The sequence below is a fragment of the Caulobacter sp. SRI_008 genome (assembly GCF_057586355.1).
This window is the reverse complement of sequence record NZ_JBYCZS010000001.1, coordinates 341,114-354,362: the sequence shown is the minus strand read 5'-3', so window position 1 is coordinate 354,362 and position 13,249 is coordinate 341,114. Positions and strand designations below refer to the sequence as shown.

Below are 13,249 nucleotides of genomic sequence, written 5' to 3'. Positions count from 1 at the left end.
TCGGAAGTTGCCAAGCTTCGCCGATCTCGTAGAAGGCGCGCATGAGCCCGGACGCCGACAGACTCGTCATTCCCTACGCGCCGACCGAAAAATCCATCGTCGCGGCGATGCTGTGCGTCGCCAACTTCCCGGCGATGTATGGGACCGCGGCGGCGGGCGGCGCGGCGATGGCCGTCTTCTTCGGCTTCACGATCTTCGACTGGAGCACGCCGGAAGCCGTGCGTGGGTCGCTGATCGGCTGCGTGCTCGAGGGGCTGGGCATGGCGGGCGCCTTGTTCGCCTACTTACGCTTCATGCTGTTTCCGGTGCTGGCGCGCACGATCCTGCGCAAGCACGCGGCCTACTACGCCCACTCCAGCGTCGTGGTGCGCGAAGACGGGGTGAGCTTCCTGTCGACGAACACTCAGGCGACCTATGGCTGGGCCGAGCTGCAGGGGTATCACAGGACCAACGACGCCCTGGTCATCGTGGCCGACAAGTCGCTGTGGTTCTCGATCCCGACGGCCGGGACGCCGGACGCCGATCTCGCCGCCTTGCAGGCGCGGTTGGCGGGGCGAATCCCCGAACTGGGCAAGCGCCGCCGCCGCTGAGCGGCGGTCGTCACGCCGCCGTCCGGATCGCCCGCAACGTCGCCGCCGCTTCGACGCAGGCCGCCGCGGCCTCGCGGCCCTTGTTGCCGGCGTCGTCGCGGCTGCGCAGTTCCGCCTGCTCATCGGTGTAGGTCGTCAGCACCCCGAAGGCGATCGGGGTCTCGGTGGCCAGGCCCGCGCTGACCAGGCCCCAGGCGGCGCCGGCGCTGATGAACTCGAAGTGGGCGGTGTCGCCCTTGATGACGCAGCCGAGGCAGGCGATCCCGGCGTAGCGGCCGGTGCGGGCCAGGGCCTGGGCGATCAGCGGCAGCTCGAAGGCGCCGGGGGCCTCGAAGACGTCGGCCTCCGCGACCGGCGCGCCGCGCTTGGCGAACTCGGCCAGGGCCCCGGCCAGCAGGCCGCCGGTGACCTCGGGATTGAAGCGGCTGATGACTACGGCGAAGCGGGCGGCGGTCATGCGGGGATCCTCGAAGGCGGAGCGGAAAGACGGTGGCCGAGCTTGGCGCGCTTGGTGGCCAGGTAGCCGGCGCTCAGCGGATCGGGCGGAACGACCAGCGGCAGGGTCTGGCGCACGGTGACGCCCAGGCTTTCCAGGGCCGCGGCCTTGCGCGGGTTGTTGCTGAGCAGGCGAACCTCGCCGACCCCCAGCGAACGCAGGATCGCGGCGGCGGGGCCGTAGTCGCGGGCGTCGTCGGGAAAGCCCAGGGCGTGGTTGGCCTCTACGGTGTCCAGCCCCTGGTCCTGCAGGGCGTAGGCGGCGATCTTGTTGGCCAGGCCGATGCCGCGACCCTCGTGGCCGCGCAGATAGACCAGCACGCCGTTGCCGGACGCGTCGATCTCGGCCAGCGCCGCGTCCAGCTGGGCGCCGCAGTCGCAGCGACGCGAGCCGAAGGCGTCGCCGGTCAGGCACTCGGAATGCACCCGCACCAGCGGCGCGTCGGTCAGCGGTCCCCGCACCAGGGCCAGGTGCTCGCCGCCGTCGAGGCGGCTGCGGAAGGCGCGGGCCTCGAACAGGCCGTGGCGGGTGGGCAGGCGGGCGCTCGCCACCGCCTCGACCGGCGGATCGGCGGCGATCAGGTGGGCGCACAGCTCGGCGATGCTGAGGATCGGCAGGTCGTGGCGGGCCGAGAAGGCGGCCAGGTCGTCGCCCCGGGCCATGGTCCCGTCGTCGTTCATGATCTCGCAGATCACCGCCGCCGGGGTCAGGCCGGCCATCCGCGCCAGCTCGACCGAGGCCTCGGTGTGGCCGGCCCTGGCCAGCACCCCGCCGGGCACGGCCCGCAGCGGGAAGACGTGGCCCGGCGAGACGATGTCGGCGGGAGAGGCTCCTTCCGCCACCGCCGCCTGGATGGTCCGCGCCCGGTCGCCTGCGGAAATGCCGGTGTCGACGCCCTGCGTCGCCTCGATCGAGACGGTGAAGGCGGTGCTGCGCCGCGTGCGGTTGTCGGCGACCATCGGCGGCAGGCCGAGGCGGTCGATGAGAGGCGCGTCCATGGCCAGGCAGATCAGGCCGCTGGCCTGCTTGGCCATGAAGGCCACTGCGGCGGCGTCGGCGAACTGCGCGGCCTGCACCAGGTCGCCCTCGTTCTCGCGATCCTCGTCGTCGACGAGGATGATCATGCCGCCGGACTTGAGGCGCTCCAGCGCCACGCTCAGGCGTTCAGGGAGGCGTGACATAGCCGCTCCACATATTTGGCCAGCACGTCGACCTCGACATTGATCGGGTCGCCGGGCGCGGCGTGCTGCAGGTTGGTGTGGGTCCAGGTGTGGGGGATCAGGGTCACCCCGACGGCGAAGCGGCCGTCCTCGACCGGCTCCACCGCATTGAGGGTCAGGCTGACCCCGTTCAGGGCGATCGAGCCCTTCTCGACGCAGTAGGGAGCGAGCGTCGCCGGCAGGTCGAAGCGGGTCTTCCAGGCGCCGTCCTCGTGGACGATCGAGGCCACGCGCGCCTCGCCGTCCACATGGCCCTGAACGAGATGTCCCGACAGCCGCGTGGCCAGGGTCACGGCCCGCTCCAGATTGACGAAACCGCCGGCCACCAGGGCCTTGAGATTGGTGCGCGCCAGGCTCTCGGCGCTGACGAACACCTCGGCGCGGCCGGTCTGGTCGCTGGCGACGATGGTCATGCAGGCGCCGTTGACCGCCACGCTCTCGCCCAGGGCCAGGTCGGGGAAGCCGGTCTGCAAGGTCAGGCGCACGGCGCCGTCGGCGACCGTTTCGATGGCCGTCACCTCGCCCAGGCGCTCGACGATTCCGGAAAACATCGGGTCTCCTCCTTCAGGCCAGGACGCGGGTGACGGCGTCGCCGTCCGCGCCCTGGCGGATGATGATCTGCTCGTCCCACAGGCCGGCTTCGAGGAAGGCGGCCAGCAGGGGCGGGCCGCACTCGACCAGGGCCTCCATGACCCCGTCCTCGGCGAGGGCGGCCAGCGCCTGGGGGATGTCGCCGTGCAGGCTGGGGACGAAGCCCCGCGCGCGGGCGGCGTCGAGATAGGCGCTTGGGGTGCGGCCCCGGCGGTCGAGGATCGCCAGGCGGCGCGGCTTGCTGCGCGGGTCCGGAACCCGGCGGACGGTGAACAGCGGCCTGTCCGCCAGGATCGTGCCCGAGCCGGTGATCACCGCGTCGGCCCGCCGTCGCAGGTCATGGGCCAGGGTCAGGGAAGCTTCCGAGGTGAAGGTCTTGGCACCGGCCGGCGGGATCATCGAACCCTTGATGTCGAGGGCTTGCTTGATGGTCAGCCACGGCCGGCCCTTGGTCAGTCGGGTGACGAAGGGGGCGATCAGTCGGGCTGCGCGGGCGGAGAGGTCGGCGGCGTCGGGGTGGGCTAGGGCGGCGATCGGCTGGATGGCGAGGCCGGCCGCCTCCAGCCGCGCCGCCCCGCCTGCGGCCGTCGGATTGGGATCGCCCGCGCCGTACCAGACCGCTCGCGCCGGGCTGGCCAGGATCGCCTCGGCGCAGGGCGGGGTGGCGCCGTGGTGATTGCAGGGCTCCAGGGTGACGACCACGGTGTGGACCGCGTCCAGCCGTCCCGCCGCGCGGCAGGCGGCCAGGGCGGCGGCTTCGGCGTGGGGCTGTCCCGCCGCCTCGTGGGCCGCGCTCGCCAGCACCGACCCGTCCGCCGCCAGCACGGCGCAGCCCACCGGCGGGTTGGGCGCGGTGGCGCCGACGAAGCGGTCGGCGGCGTCCAGCGCCAGCCGAAAGGCCGTCGCGATCTGGTCGGGGGAGGGGAAGGGGGCCGTCATCGGCCGCCTATAGATGACGGGATCGGCGGCTTTCCAAGCCAGCATCGCCGTTCGCGTCTCTTACATTTTAGACCCCGTCGGGAATGACGCTCGGTGCCTTTTGGCTTAACTGCGAAGCATGACCGACCGTCCGCCACCGCCGCGATGAAGGGGCCGCGCAACAGCGTCGAGCCGCACGGCGCCTGGTCGCCGGGGCTGCAGAAGGCGCGGCTGTACGAGCTGATCCTGCAGGACATCCTGCTGGGCGATCTGGCGCCCATGCAGGTGCTGGAGGAGAAGGCGCTGGCCGTGCGCTACGCCGGAGGTCTGGCCGGCGTGCGCGACGCCCTCGGACGGCTGGCCATTGAGGGGCTGGTCGTGCGCCGCCCCCGTGTCGGCACCATCGTCGCGCCGCTGGACGTGGCCGAGATCGAGCACGCCTTCCAGGTGCGGCTGATGCTGGAGGCCAAGGCCGCGGGCCTGGCCGCCCGCAACCATCGCCCGGCCGACCTGCCGGCGATCCTCGAAGCCTTCGACGGGGCCGAGGAGGCGATCGCGGCCGGTGACTTCCGGGCCATGCTGGCCATGGACCTGGCCTTCCACCGCGCCGTGGCCTTCGCCACCCAGAACCCGACCCTGGCCCGCTTCGTCGTCAGCCTGCAGAACACCGCCACCCGCTTCTGGATCTGGCAGATGGAGAAGCAGGCGCCCGACGACCAGCTGATCGACGTGGTCCTGCACCGGCGGATGGCCGACGCGATCGCCGCTAGAGACGCCGTCCTCGCCGAGTCGATCTGCGCCCGATTGATCGGCCAGCCCCCTAGCGCTTCTGAACCTGAAGGCCGGTAGGGGTTTTGCGACGCGGCGCGACCCGTGCTAACGCCGCGTCATGATCGAACAACATCCCTCCGGCGGATACATCCTCGAAGAGCTCTTCGTCGGCATGACGGCCGAAAAGCTCGTGCCCGTCACCGAAGAGCGCATCCAGCTGTTCGCCGAGGCGTCGGACGACTTCAATCCGGTGCACGTGGACGAGGCCTTCGCAGCCAAGACCGCCTATCGCGGCCGTATCGCCCATGGCCTGCTGTCGGCGTCGTTCGGTTCGGCGGTGGTCGGCACCATCCTGCCGGGCGCGGGCGCGATCTATCTCAGCCAGACCCTGGCCTTCCACCGGCCGGTGCGCATCGGCGACGTGGTCACCGCCCGGATCACCGTCTCGGCCATCGACCAGGAAAGCGCGCGCGTGACCCTGACCTGCGCCGCCCTGGTCGGCGACGACGTCGTCATGGACGGCGAAGCCACCGTCCGCGTCCCGCGTCGCCGCCGTCCCGCCAAGGCCTAGAGGCCTCTAGGGGACAAACATCTCGCTGGTGTCCATGCGCACGGTGCGGACCGCGCGGCAGGCGTCTTCGCCGGCGCGGTGGCTCTCGTGCATGAAGCTCACCAGCAGGGAGCGCCGTCGCGCGCCCGAGCGGTTGAGGGTCGCGCCGTGCGGCAGGTCGGCGTCGAACACCAGGATGTCTCCCGCCTCACCCGACAGCACCTGGGCATGGCTCTCGTCCAACTGGCCGTCGTCGAGATGGCGCGACATCACCCGCGTCGCGCCGTTCTCGGGGCCGTAGGGGTCGAGATAGACCATCGCCGAGACGGTCTTCAGGCCCGCGCCGTCACGGTGCAGGGGCTGGTGACCGTTATCCAGAAGCGGTTCGCGGCCCTCGACCTGGCTGAGGAAGAACGGGCCGGCGATCATCCGGGCGACGGCGCCCAGCAGGGCCGGGACGCGGCAGGCCTTCTGCACCGTCGGGTCGAGATCGACCAGGGCGTGGCGCCAGCCGAAGGCGCGGGGCGCGCCCCATTGCTCCGGCGGTCCGACGCCGGCGTCGAAGGCCGCGCGCATGGCTTCGCGCCAGGCCTCGGGCACGGCGCCGCGCAGCAGCAGATAGCCCTGGTGGTCGAGCAGAGCGGCCAGGTCCGCGTCCAGCGGAGCGACCTTGGTGGGCGTCAGCAGATCGGTCATCACGCTCCTGCGAAACTCGGCCGCGAGAAGATCGCGCGCGGTCAGGCTGGAGCGTAGCCGTCCGAATTTCCATTTGAAGTGGAAATAGACACCGATCCGAAGATCGGGCGCGTCAGTCCACGCAGATGGTCGCCGTCGCGCGGCCGTTCTCGACCTTGGCGTAGCAGCCGAACTGCACGTTGGAGCGGCGGCACTGGCCGGTGACCGGTTCGTCGCGGCTCTCCAGATTGCCTTCCAGCACGCAGCCGCCCTGGCATTGCGAGCCGCTGGTGCAGGCCTTGCCGGCGTCGGCATAGGGCACGACGCAGGTCGGCAGGCCGCGGCGGCCGACGGTCTCGATCTGGCCGCCCCGGGCCGAGCAGGCCTCGACGCTGTCGCCTTGAGCGACGGGCGCTGGCCCCGGCGGCGGAGCCGTCGGGGCGCAGGCGGTCATGGAGAGCAGGAGGGCGGCGATCAGCGGCAGGCGCATGGCGTTCCTTTGGTGAAGGGCGAGGTTTTCACCTCACCCCATGAACGCCGGCAGCCAGGCTTCGTTCGTCTCGCGCAGCTTGGCCAGCGGGATCGAGAACAGGCCGGTCGAGGCGAAGGCCTCGCCGCCGGCCACGCCCGCGATGTTGGCGTGCACGCCGGCTTCCTTGGCCGCTTCCAGCAGGGCGTCCGGATCGGGCGTCGCCAGCAGGTAGCGGGCCTGGTCCTCACCGAAGAGATACGGATGGGCGTGGGCGTGGCTGGAGGCGTTCAGGGTGATCCCGACCTTGCTGGCCAGGGCGATGTCGGCCGCGGCGACCAGCAGGCCGCCGTCCGACAGGTCGTGCACGCCGGCCACCAGGCCCGAGCCGATCAGGCCGCGCACGAAGTCGCCGTTCTTGCGCTCGACCGCCAGGTCGACCGGCGGCGGGGCGCCGTCCTCGCGGCCCAGGATTTCGCGCAGATAGATCGAGGCGCCCAGTTCGCCGTGCGTCTCGCCGATCAGCACCAGGGTGTCGCCTTCGGCCACGTTGCCGAAGCCCGTGCGCAGGTCGAAATCGGTCAGCAGGCCGACGGCGCCGACGGTCGGGGTCGGCGGAATGGCGACGCCGTTGGTCTCGTTGTAGAGGCTGACGTTGCCGCTCACGACCGGGAAGTCCAGAGCGCGGCAGGCCTCGGCCATGCCGTCGGTGGCGCGCACGATCTGGCCCATGGTCTCGGGCTTTTCGGGGCTGCCGAAGTTCAGGTTGTCGGTGATGGCGATGGGCAGCGAGCCGGCGGCCGTCAGGTTGCGCCAGGCTTCGGCGACGGCCTGCTTGCCGCCCTCGTACGGGTCGGCCTGGACGTAGCGCGGGGTGCAGTCGCTGGTCACGGCCACGGCCTTGCCGGTGCCGTGGATGCGCACGATGCCGGCGTCGCAGCCGGTGGCGCTGTCTTCCAGGGTGTCGGCCATGACGTGACGGTCGTACTGCTCCCACAGCCAGCGCTTGGAGGCCATGTCGGGGCAGCCGATGACCTTCAGCACGGCCTCTTCCCAGTTCTCGGGGGCGGGCACGTGGCCGGGGTCGAGGCGGGCGTCGACCTTGGGCTCGGTCCACGGACGGTCATAGAGCGGCGCGTCGTCGAACAGCGGAGCCAGCGGCACGTCGCAGACCGTCTCGCCGTGGTGCTTGAGCACCAGGCGGCCGGTGTCGGTGGTGTAGCCGATGACGGCGGCGTCCAGGCCCCACTTCTCGAAGATGGCGTGGCCGTCCTGCTCGCGGCCGGGCTTCAGGACCGCCAGCATGCGCTCCTGGCTTTCCGACAGCATCATCTCGTAGGCCGACATGCCGGTCTCGCGCTGCGGGACCATGTCCATGTTCAGCTCGATGCCGACGCCGCCCTTGCCGGCCATCTCGACCGACGAAGACGTGAGACCCGCCGCGCCCATGTCCTGGATGGCGGCGACGGCGCCGGTGGCCATCAGTTCGAGGGTGGCCTCGATCAGCAGCTTTTCGGCGAAGGGGTCGCCGACTTGGACGGTCGGGCGCTTCTCTTCGGAGTCCTCCGAGAACTCGGCCGACGACATGGTCGCGCCGTGGATGCCGTCGCGGCCGGTCTTGGAGCCGAAATAGACGACCGCCAGGCCAGCGCCCGGGGCGGCCGAGTAGAAGATGCTGTCGGACTTGGCCAGGCCCACGCACATGGCGTTGACCAGGATGTTGCCGTTGTAGCCCTTGTGGAAGTTGGTCTCGCCGGCGACCGTGGGCACGCCCACGCAGTTGCCGTAGCCGGCGATGCCGGCGACCACGCCGTCCACGAGGCGCTTGGTCTTGGCGTGGCCCGGCTCGCCGAAGCGCAGGGCGTTCAGCAGGGCGATGGGACGCGCGCCCATGGTGAAGACGTCGCGCATGATGCCGCCCACGCCCGTCGCCGCGCCCTGATAGGGCTCGATGTAGGACGGGTGGTTGTGGCTCTCCATCTTGAAGATGATCGCGTCGCCGTCGTCGATGTCGATGACGCCGGCGTTCTCGCCCGGGCCGCAGATCACCCGCGGGCCGCTGATCGGGAACTTCTTCAGCTGGTTCTTCGACGACTTGTACGAGCAGTGCTCGGACCACATCACCGAAAACACCCCCAGCTCGACGAGGTTGGGCTCGCGGCCCAGGCGGTCGAGAACGACCGCGTACTCCTCGGGCTTCAAACCGAATTCGGCGGCCGTATCGGCCATGGACTTGGCGGGGGCGGTGGAGGGTGCGCTCATGGGCGCGCCTTCTAGCGCGGCTGGGGGGATTCCGCTATATTCTAGAAAGCTGAAGGTGGTTCTAGAATGGGCATCAGCATCAAGCGGGCCGAGACGGAGCAGCTCGCGCGCCAGGTGGCCGAGGCCACGGGCGTCAGTCTGACCGACGCGATCCACAATGCGCTGGCCGATACGCTGAAGGCGCTGGGGCTGGAGCCGCAGGCGCAGACCGATCGATATGCCGAGATCGAGGCCTGGTTGCGCGAGGTCGATGCGCGGCCTCGAATCTCCGACAAGACAGCCGCCGAGATCGACGCCGAACTCTATGACGAGCAGGGCCTGCCCCGTTGATCGTCGTCGATACGTCGGCGTTGGCGGCCATCGTTCTGAAAGAGCCCGAGCGCGAGACGTTTCTCTCGGTCCTGCTCGCACAGCCGCGCAAGGCGATGTCCGCCGCCAGCGTGGTCGAGGCCGCCCACGTCTACGCCAAGGTCTTCGTGCCGGAGATCGTCTCGCACGAGCTCGACAGGGATTTGCAGATGCTCGGGATCGAGGTCGTCGATGTCGATCGGCCGCACGCGCGTCTGGCGATCGAGGCGGCAATGACCTTCGGCAAGGGCCGTCATCCGGCGAGGTTGAACCTGGGCGATTGTTTTTCCTACGCCTTGGCCAAGTCGCTGAACGCGCCGCTGCTCTACAAAGGCGACGACTTCGCCCATACCGACATCCGCTCGGCGCTCTGACGCATGGCGCGAAAACACCTGCGAAAACATTAGCTAAGCAGGAACTAAGGCAGCTCCGCCGGAGGAACGCGGTGACTCCCCGGCCCGTTTTCTGTCTCGTGCGCAGCCAGCGCGCGGACCGAAGAGGAGAAGCCCATGGGCGACCAAAACCGCAATCCGCAGCAACAGCAGCAGAACCCGCAGCGACAGGCCCCGGGCCAGCAGCAACAGCAGCGCCAGAATGAACCGGGCCGCAACCCGGGCGGCCAGGAAAATCAGCCGGATCGCGACCGCGAACGCTGAATGGACTGAGCGTTAGCAGCGCTCCATCGGAGGAAGGGCCGGCGTTCGCTCCGCCGGCCCTTTTTCGTGGGCGGCGGGCAGTTGTAGCCTCAGGCGCTCTGGAAGACGCTGCGGAACAGGATCGCGCCGTCTTCCGAGCCGAGGTCGGCGTCGAACGAGCGGTCGGGGTGGGGCATCAGGCCCAGGACGTTACCGCCGGCGTTGACGATGCCGGCGATGTCGCGGGCCGAGCCGTTGGGGTTTTCCTTGTAGCGGAACACCACCTGGCCTTCGCCCTCGATGCGGTCGAGGGTCTCTTCGTCGGCGAAGAAGTTGCCCTCGCCGTTGCCGACGGTCATGACCGCGTCGCGCTGCTCGCCGAAGGCGGCGGTGAAGCGGGTCTGGCCGTTGACGATGTCGAGATCGACCGGCTTGCAGATGTACTTCAGCTTGGCGTTACGCAGCAGGGCACCGGGCAGCAGGCCCACTTCCGTCAGCACCTGGAAGCCGTTGCAGATGCCCACGACGGCCACGCCGCGGTTGGCGGCCGAGACGACCTCGCGCATCACCGGGCTCTGGGCGGCCATGGCCCCGCAGCGCAGATAGTCGCCGTAGGAGAAGCCGCCGGGCAGGACGATCAGGTCCAGGTCGTCCGGCAGGGCCGTCTCCTGGTGCCAGACCATCTCGACGCGAGCGCCGGTGGAGCGTTCGACGGCGACCTTGCAGTCACGATCGCAGTTGGAACCCGGGAAGACGACGACGGCGGCTTTCATGGCGCGGGCCTGTAGCACCGTTCGGATCGAATGTCAGGCGCCGGAAGGCCGAAACCTCACGCGCATTCGTCCAGCACCGGTTCGACCGTTTCGCCCGCCGGGGCGGGAAAGGGCTGGCGGAAGGTGAAGGCGGCGGGCGTCGGACCATGGGCGGCCAGCAGGGCCAGCTTTTCGACGGCCTCCTCGACGGTGGGGCGATGGCCGGCCGCAACCCACCACAGCGCCAGGTGCGGGCCTTCCGCCGGCTCGAACCATTCGCGCCGCCGCCGCATGATCTCCACATGGGCCGAGCGGTAGACATAGGCGCCCAGCGAGGGGATGTCGGTCCAGGTCGACAGGTTGGGGATCACCAGCGGATCGCCGCCGACGGAAAGATCGGTGGCGTTGTTCCCGTCGCCCTTCAGCCGCCAGACAAAGCCCGGCGAGGCCTCGGCCAGCTGGTTGATGCGGTCGAGATTGTCGACGAAGTCCTTGATCGCCGGATCGTCGATCGGCGCCCGCAGGCGGCCGATATTGACCTGGGCCAGTTCGAAGGCGGCCATGACGTCCTCCCGTCTTGTTCCAAGCGCAGGTAGGAAGCCGTGGCCGCCGACGTAAGGACTCAGCTTCCCAGCAGCCTGCGCAGCTGGCCCTCCGCCCGGTCGGGCGGCGACTGGTAGGCGATCGGCTCGACGAAGCCGCCCTTGGCGTCGAACAGGTAGATCGCCGAGGAATGGTCAATCGTGTACTCGCCGCCCTCCTGCGGGACCTTCTTGTAATAGACGCGATAGGCCTTGGCGGTCTTGGCGATCTCGTCGGGTGTTCCGGTGAAGCCCTGGATGCGGTGGTCGAAGTTCGACAGGTAGAGCTTCAGCTGGGCGGGGGTGTCGCGCTCGGGATCGACCGAGACGAACACCACGTTCAGCTTGTCGGCGTCGGGACCCAGGGCCTTCAGCCAGGCGGTCATGTCGGCCATGGTCGTCGGGCACACCTCGGGGCAGTAGGTGAAGCCGAAGAAGATCGCCGTCGGCTTGCCCAGCAGGCTCTTCTCGGTGACCGGCTTGCCGTTCGTGTCCACGAGGTTGAACGGCCCGCCGATCTGGATCGTCGAGCGCGGAGCCTGCGCCGGGTCCTTCTGGCCGCAGGAGGCGAGGGGAAGGGCGGCGGCGAGCGCGGCCGCCAGGAACAGCGCGCGCATCAATGCTTCACCACGGCGCGGACCGGGGCCTGGACCGTCACCGGCGGGGCCTTGGCGAACTTCAGGGTCAGGGGAACCTTGGCCCCGGCCGTCAGGGCGATCTTCGGGCCGATGATCATCAGGTGCTCGGCGCCGGGCTTCAGGGCCACGGCCTTGCCGGCCGGGAGGGCGAGGCCGTCGGCCAGCTTGCGCATGCGCATGACGCCGCCGTCCATCGACATGGTGTGGATCTCGCCGCGCTTGGCGGCGGAGGTCTCGACGGCGACCAGGCGGTCGTCGGCGCTGGCGGTCAGGGTCACGTAGCAGCCGCCGGCCATGGCCCCGGCCGGGGCGGCGCGGCACCAGGCGTCGGCGACGGTCACTTTCGGCGCGGGGGCGGCCAGGGCCGGGCTCGCCAGGGTCAGGGCGGCGAGCGGGAGGAGGAAGGCTTTCATCAGTCAGGCTCCGAGGCGCGGCGCGGGGGACAGCCGCCGCAGGACGAGATCGAGGATCAGCGCCGCCGCCAGCGAGGCGCCGACGAGCGGGTAGAGGAGGGCCAGCGGCAGGACGACCGCGAGAAGTCCGAGATAGGCGCCGCGACGGGCCGGCGGAACAGGGGCGGCCAAGCGACCCTTCGGTCGCCGCTTCCACCACATCACCACGGCCGAGACGCCGAGCAGCCAGACGGCGACGCAGCCGGCCAGCATGACCAGCTTGTTGGCGAGGCCGAATTCCTGACCCTGGTGCACGGCGATGCCCCATTCGATGGCCTTGGCCGCCGGTCCGAAGTCGCGGTAGCCGAGGTCGGCCAGCACCCGGCCGTCGCCGCCGTCGAGATACACGGCGCGGGTGGCCTCCACCTTGTCGGGCATGTAGGCGGCGGTCCAGGTTCCGCCGTGGCCCTTGGGCAGGGTCAGGGTGAAGCCTCCCGTCAGGCCGGCGGCGCGGGCCCTGGCGACGATCGTGTCGACGTCCAGGCTGGCGTGATGGGCCATGGAAACAGGTGCGGGGCGCACCTGCAGCGCCCAGGGTACGCCTTCCGCAGGCGCGGCGGGAGCGGGCGCGCCGGCGTGATGGCCCTCGGCCACCGGCGGCTTGGGACGACCCCAGCCGGCCTGTGTGGTGATCTGGCGGACCTCCTTGCCCCAGAAGGCCGACCACGGCATGCCGGTGGCGGCCAGGAACACGATCACCAACCCCGCGAAGGCGCCGGTCACCGCGTGCAGGTCGCGCCAGAACAGGCGCCTGGCTGGACGGCTGCGCACCGTCACCACTCCGCCGCCCTGGCCGCGCGGCCACCACAGGAAGACCCCGGTGGCCACCAGCACGATGGCCCAGCCGGCGACGACCTCGACCAGCAGGTTCGCCACCGGTCCGGCGATATCCAGGCTGTGCAGCCGCTTGACCAGGCCCATCAGGCCGCCGGGCGCGGTGACGCCCAGGGCCTGGCCGGTGTGGGGATCGACATAGGCCGTGCGGGGGCCTTCGTCGGTGTCGACCTCCAGCTGGACCGAGCGGTCGCCCCGCGCCGGCACGACCAGCCGCCGGACCTTGCCGCCCGAGGTCAGTTCGGCGTTGGCGATCCAGGTCGCGACCGGCGTCGTCGCGGGGCCGTCGGCGACCACCACCAGCGGCCGGTGGACAATCGCCGTCAGCTCGTCCTTGAAGAGGTACAGCCCGCCGGTCAGGGCCAGCAGCATCAGCACCGGCAGCACCAGCAGGCCGGCGTAGAAGTGCCAGCGCCAGAAGGCGCGGTAGACCTCGCCGGCTGGGGTTGGTTCGATCGCGGCCATGC

The 13,249-nt window shown here is 70.4% G+C and carries 18 protein-coding genes; 6 read left to right on the top strand and 12 right to left on the bottom strand.

The window, feature by feature from the left end; genetic code table 11:
- The first annotated feature begins 41 nt into the window (after window positions 1–41).
- A complete protein-coding gene (locus tag AC2YHT_RS01670; RefSeq protein ID WP_487287859.1) occupies window positions 42–590 on the top strand; it encodes a YcxB family protein in 549 nt (182 codons plus the stop codon).
- A gap of 10 nt (window positions 591–600) precedes the next feature.
- On the opposite strand, the gene ribH is transcribed toward AC2YHT_RS01670, so the two are convergent.
- From ribH to ribD, 4 genes are read right to left on the bottom strand one after another with little or no spacing between them, the layout of a single operon-like run.
- Window positions 601–1,047 carry a 6,7-dimethyl-8-ribityllumazine synthase gene (gene ribH / locus AC2YHT_RS01665; RefSeq protein WP_487287858.1) on the bottom strand — a complete coding sequence of 149 codons (447 nt, stop codon included), beginning with the start codon at window positions 1,045–1,047 and terminating at the stop codon, window positions 601–603.
- Window positions 1,044–2,267, bottom strand: coding sequence for a 3,4-dihydroxy-2-butanone-4-phosphate synthase (gene ribB, locus AC2YHT_RS01660; protein WP_487287857.1), 1,224 nt, complete (start codon window positions 2,265–2,267; stop codon window positions 1,044–1,046). The genes ribH and ribB overlap by 4 nt, the downstream gene beginning before the upstream one ends.
- Window positions 2,243–2,857 (bottom strand): riboflavin synthase, encoded by a 615-nt coding sequence (locus tag AC2YHT_RS01655; RefSeq protein ID WP_487287856.1) that lies wholly within the window; start codon window positions 2,855–2,857, stop codon window positions 2,243–2,245. The genes ribB and AC2YHT_RS01655 overlap by 25 nt, the downstream gene beginning before the upstream one ends.
- Window positions 2,858–2,870: 13 nt before the next feature.
- Window positions 2,871–3,881, bottom strand: coding sequence for a bifunctional diaminohydroxyphosphoribosylaminopyrimidine deaminase/5-amino-6-(5-phosphoribosylamino)uracil reductase RibD (ribD, locus tag AC2YHT_RS01650; protein WP_487287855.1), 1,011 nt, complete (start codon window positions 3,879–3,881; stop codon window positions 2,871–2,873).
- A gap of 99 nt (window positions 3,882–3,980) precedes the next feature.
- On the opposite strand from ribD, the gene AC2YHT_RS01645 reads away from it, so the two are divergent.
- Window positions 3,981–4,664, top strand: a complete 684-nt coding sequence (locus AC2YHT_RS01645; protein WP_487287854.1) for a GntR family transcriptional regulator — start codon at window positions 3,981–3,983, stop codon at window positions 4,662–4,664.
- Between the two features lie 40 nt (window positions 4,665–4,704).
- Complete coding sequence (locus AC2YHT_RS01640; protein WP_110121286.1) at window positions 4,705–5,157, top strand: MaoC family dehydratase; 453 nt, start codon at window positions 4,705–4,707, stop codon at window positions 5,155–5,157.
- A 6-nt stretch (window positions 5,158–5,163) separates the two neighbouring features.
- Here the strand turns inward: AC2YHT_RS01640 and AC2YHT_RS01635 are convergent, their stop codons facing one another.
- The 3 genes from AC2YHT_RS01635 to purL all read right to left on the bottom strand — a co-directional run bounded on the left by AC2YHT_RS01635 (window position 5,164) and on the right by purL (window position 8,542).
- Entirely contained in the window at window positions 5,164–5,832 is a 669-nt protein-coding gene (locus AC2YHT_RS01635; protein WP_487287853.1) for a phytanoyl-CoA dioxygenase family protein, read from the bottom strand.
- Between the two features lie 112 nt (window positions 5,833–5,944).
- Window positions 5,945–6,301: a hypothetical protein gene (locus tag AC2YHT_RS01630; protein WP_487287852.1), complete on the bottom strand. Its 357-nt coding sequence runs from the start codon at window positions 6,299–6,301 to the stop codon at window positions 5,945–5,947.
- A 33-nt stretch (window positions 6,302–6,334) separates the two neighbouring features.
- On the bottom strand, window positions 6,335–8,542 hold the full coding sequence (gene purL / locus AC2YHT_RS01625) for a phosphoribosylformylglycinamidine synthase subunit PurL (protein ID WP_487287851.1): 2,208 nt from the start codon (window positions 8,540–8,542) through the stop codon (window positions 6,335–6,337).
- A gap of 66 nt (window positions 8,543–8,608) precedes the next feature.
- On the opposite strand from purL, the gene AC2YHT_RS01620 reads away from it, so the two are divergent.
- From AC2YHT_RS01620 to AC2YHT_RS01610, 3 genes are all read left to right on the top strand, one after another.
- A complete protein-coding gene (locus AC2YHT_RS01620) occupies window positions 8,609–8,872 on the top strand; it encodes a type II toxin-antitoxin system VapB family antitoxin (RefSeq protein ID WP_487287850.1) in 264 nt (87 codons plus the stop codon).
- The gene (locus tag AC2YHT_RS01615) at window positions 8,869–9,264 is read left to right on the top strand and encodes a type II toxin-antitoxin system VapC family toxin (RefSeq protein WP_487287849.1); all 396 of its coding nucleotides are present in this window, start codon (window positions 8,869–8,871) and stop codon (window positions 9,262–9,264) included. Before AC2YHT_RS01620 ends, AC2YHT_RS01615 begins: the two co-directional genes overlap by 4 nt.
- A gap of 135 nt (window positions 9,265–9,399) precedes the next feature.
- Entirely contained in the window at window positions 9,400–9,546 is a 147-nt protein-coding gene (locus AC2YHT_RS01610) for a hypothetical protein (protein WP_487287848.1), read from the top strand.
- 89 nt (window positions 9,547–9,635) lie between these two features.
- Here the strand turns inward: AC2YHT_RS01610 and purQ are convergent, their stop codons facing one another.
- The 5 genes from purQ to AC2YHT_RS01585 are packed head-to-tail and all read right to left on the bottom strand — an operon-like array spanning window position 9,636 to window position 13,247.
- The gene (gene purQ, locus AC2YHT_RS01605) at window positions 9,636–10,298 is read right to left on the bottom strand and encodes a phosphoribosylformylglycinamidine synthase subunit PurQ (RefSeq protein ID WP_487287847.1); all 663 of its coding nucleotides are present in this window, start codon (window positions 10,296–10,298) and stop codon (window positions 9,636–9,638) included.
- A 56-nt stretch (window positions 10,299–10,354) separates the two neighbouring features.
- Window positions 10,355–10,840, bottom strand: coding sequence for a DUF3291 domain-containing protein (locus AC2YHT_RS01600; protein ID WP_487287846.1), 486 nt, complete (start codon window positions 10,838–10,840; stop codon window positions 10,355–10,357).
- A gap of 59 nt (window positions 10,841–10,899) precedes the next feature.
- The gene (locus AC2YHT_RS01595; RefSeq protein ID WP_487287845.1) at window positions 10,900–11,475 is read right to left on the bottom strand and encodes an SCO family protein; all 576 of its coding nucleotides are present in this window, start codon (window positions 11,473–11,475) and stop codon (window positions 10,900–10,902) included.
- On the bottom strand, window positions 11,475–11,909 hold the full coding sequence (locus AC2YHT_RS01590; protein WP_487287844.1) for a copper chaperone PCu(A)C: 435 nt from the start codon (window positions 11,907–11,909) through the stop codon (window positions 11,475–11,477). Before AC2YHT_RS01590 ends, AC2YHT_RS01595 begins: the two co-directional genes overlap by 1 nt.
- A 3-nt stretch (window positions 11,910–11,912) precedes the next feature.
- A complete protein-coding gene (locus AC2YHT_RS01585) occupies window positions 11,913–13,247 on the bottom strand; it encodes a PepSY-associated TM helix domain-containing protein (protein ID WP_487287843.1) in 1,335 nt (444 codons plus the stop codon).
- Window positions 13,248–13,249 lie beyond the last annotated feature (2 nt).

Coding starts and splice junctions, on each gene's coding strand:
- AC2YHT_RS01585 (WP_487287843.1), bottom strand. CDS start 13,247: ATGGCCGCGATCGAACCAACCCCAGCCGGCGAGGTCTACCGCGCCTTC.
- AC2YHT_RS01655 (WP_487287856.1), bottom strand. CDS start 2,857: ATGTTTTCCGGAATCGTCGAGCGCCTGGGCGAGGTGACGGCCATCGAA.
- AC2YHT_RS01610 (WP_487287848.1), top strand. CDS start 9,400: ATGGGCGACCAAAACCGCAATCCGCAGCAACAGCAGCAGAACCCGCAG.
- AC2YHT_RS01645 (WP_487287854.1), top strand. CDS start 3,981: ATGAAGGGGCCGCGCAACAGCGTCGAGCCGCACGGCGCCTGGTCGCCG.
- ribD (WP_487287855.1), bottom strand. CDS start 3,881: ATGCTGGCTTGGAAAGCCGCCGATCCCGTCATCTATAGGCGGCCGATG.
- AC2YHT_RS01635 (WP_487287853.1), bottom strand. CDS start 5,832: ATGACCGATCTGCTGACGCCCACCAAGGTCGCTCCGCTGGACGCGGAC.
- AC2YHT_RS01670 (WP_487287859.1), top strand. CDS start 42: ATGAGCCCGGACGCCGACAGACTCGTCATTCCCTACGCGCCGACCGAA.
- AC2YHT_RS01630 (WP_487287852.1), bottom strand. CDS start 6,301: ATGCGCCTGCCGCTGATCGCCGCCCTCCTGCTCTCCATGACCGCCTGC.
- purL (WP_487287851.1), bottom strand. CDS start 8,542: ATGAGCGCACCCTCCACCGCCCCCGCCAAGTCCATGGCCGATACGGCC.
- AC2YHT_RS01640 (WP_110121286.1), top strand. CDS start 4,705: ATGATCGAACAACATCCCTCCGGCGGATACATCCTCGAAGAGCTCTTC.
- purQ (WP_487287847.1), bottom strand. CDS start 10,298: ATGAAAGCCGCCGTCGTCGTCTTCCCGGGTTCCAACTGCGATCGTGAC.
- ribB (WP_487287857.1), bottom strand. CDS start 2,267: ATGTCACGCCTCCCTGAACGCCTGAGCGTGGCGCTGGAGCGCCTCAAG.
- AC2YHT_RS01600 (WP_487287846.1), bottom strand. CDS start 10,840: ATGGCCGCCTTCGAACTGGCCCAGGTCAATATCGGCCGCCTGCGGGCG.
- ribH (WP_487287858.1), bottom strand. CDS start 1,047: ATGACCGCCGCCCGCTTCGCCGTAGTCATCAGCCGCTTCAATCCCGAG.
- AC2YHT_RS01595 (WP_487287845.1), bottom strand. CDS start 11,475: ATGCGCGCGCTGTTCCTGGCGGCCGCGCTCGCCGCCGCCCTTCCCCTC.
- AC2YHT_RS01590 (WP_487287844.1), bottom strand. CDS start 11,909: ATGAAAGCCTTCCTCCTCCCGCTCGCCGCCCTGACCCTGGCGAGCCCG.
- AC2YHT_RS01620 (WP_487287850.1), top strand. CDS start 8,609: ATGGGCATCAGCATCAAGCGGGCCGAGACGGAGCAGCTCGCGCGCCAG.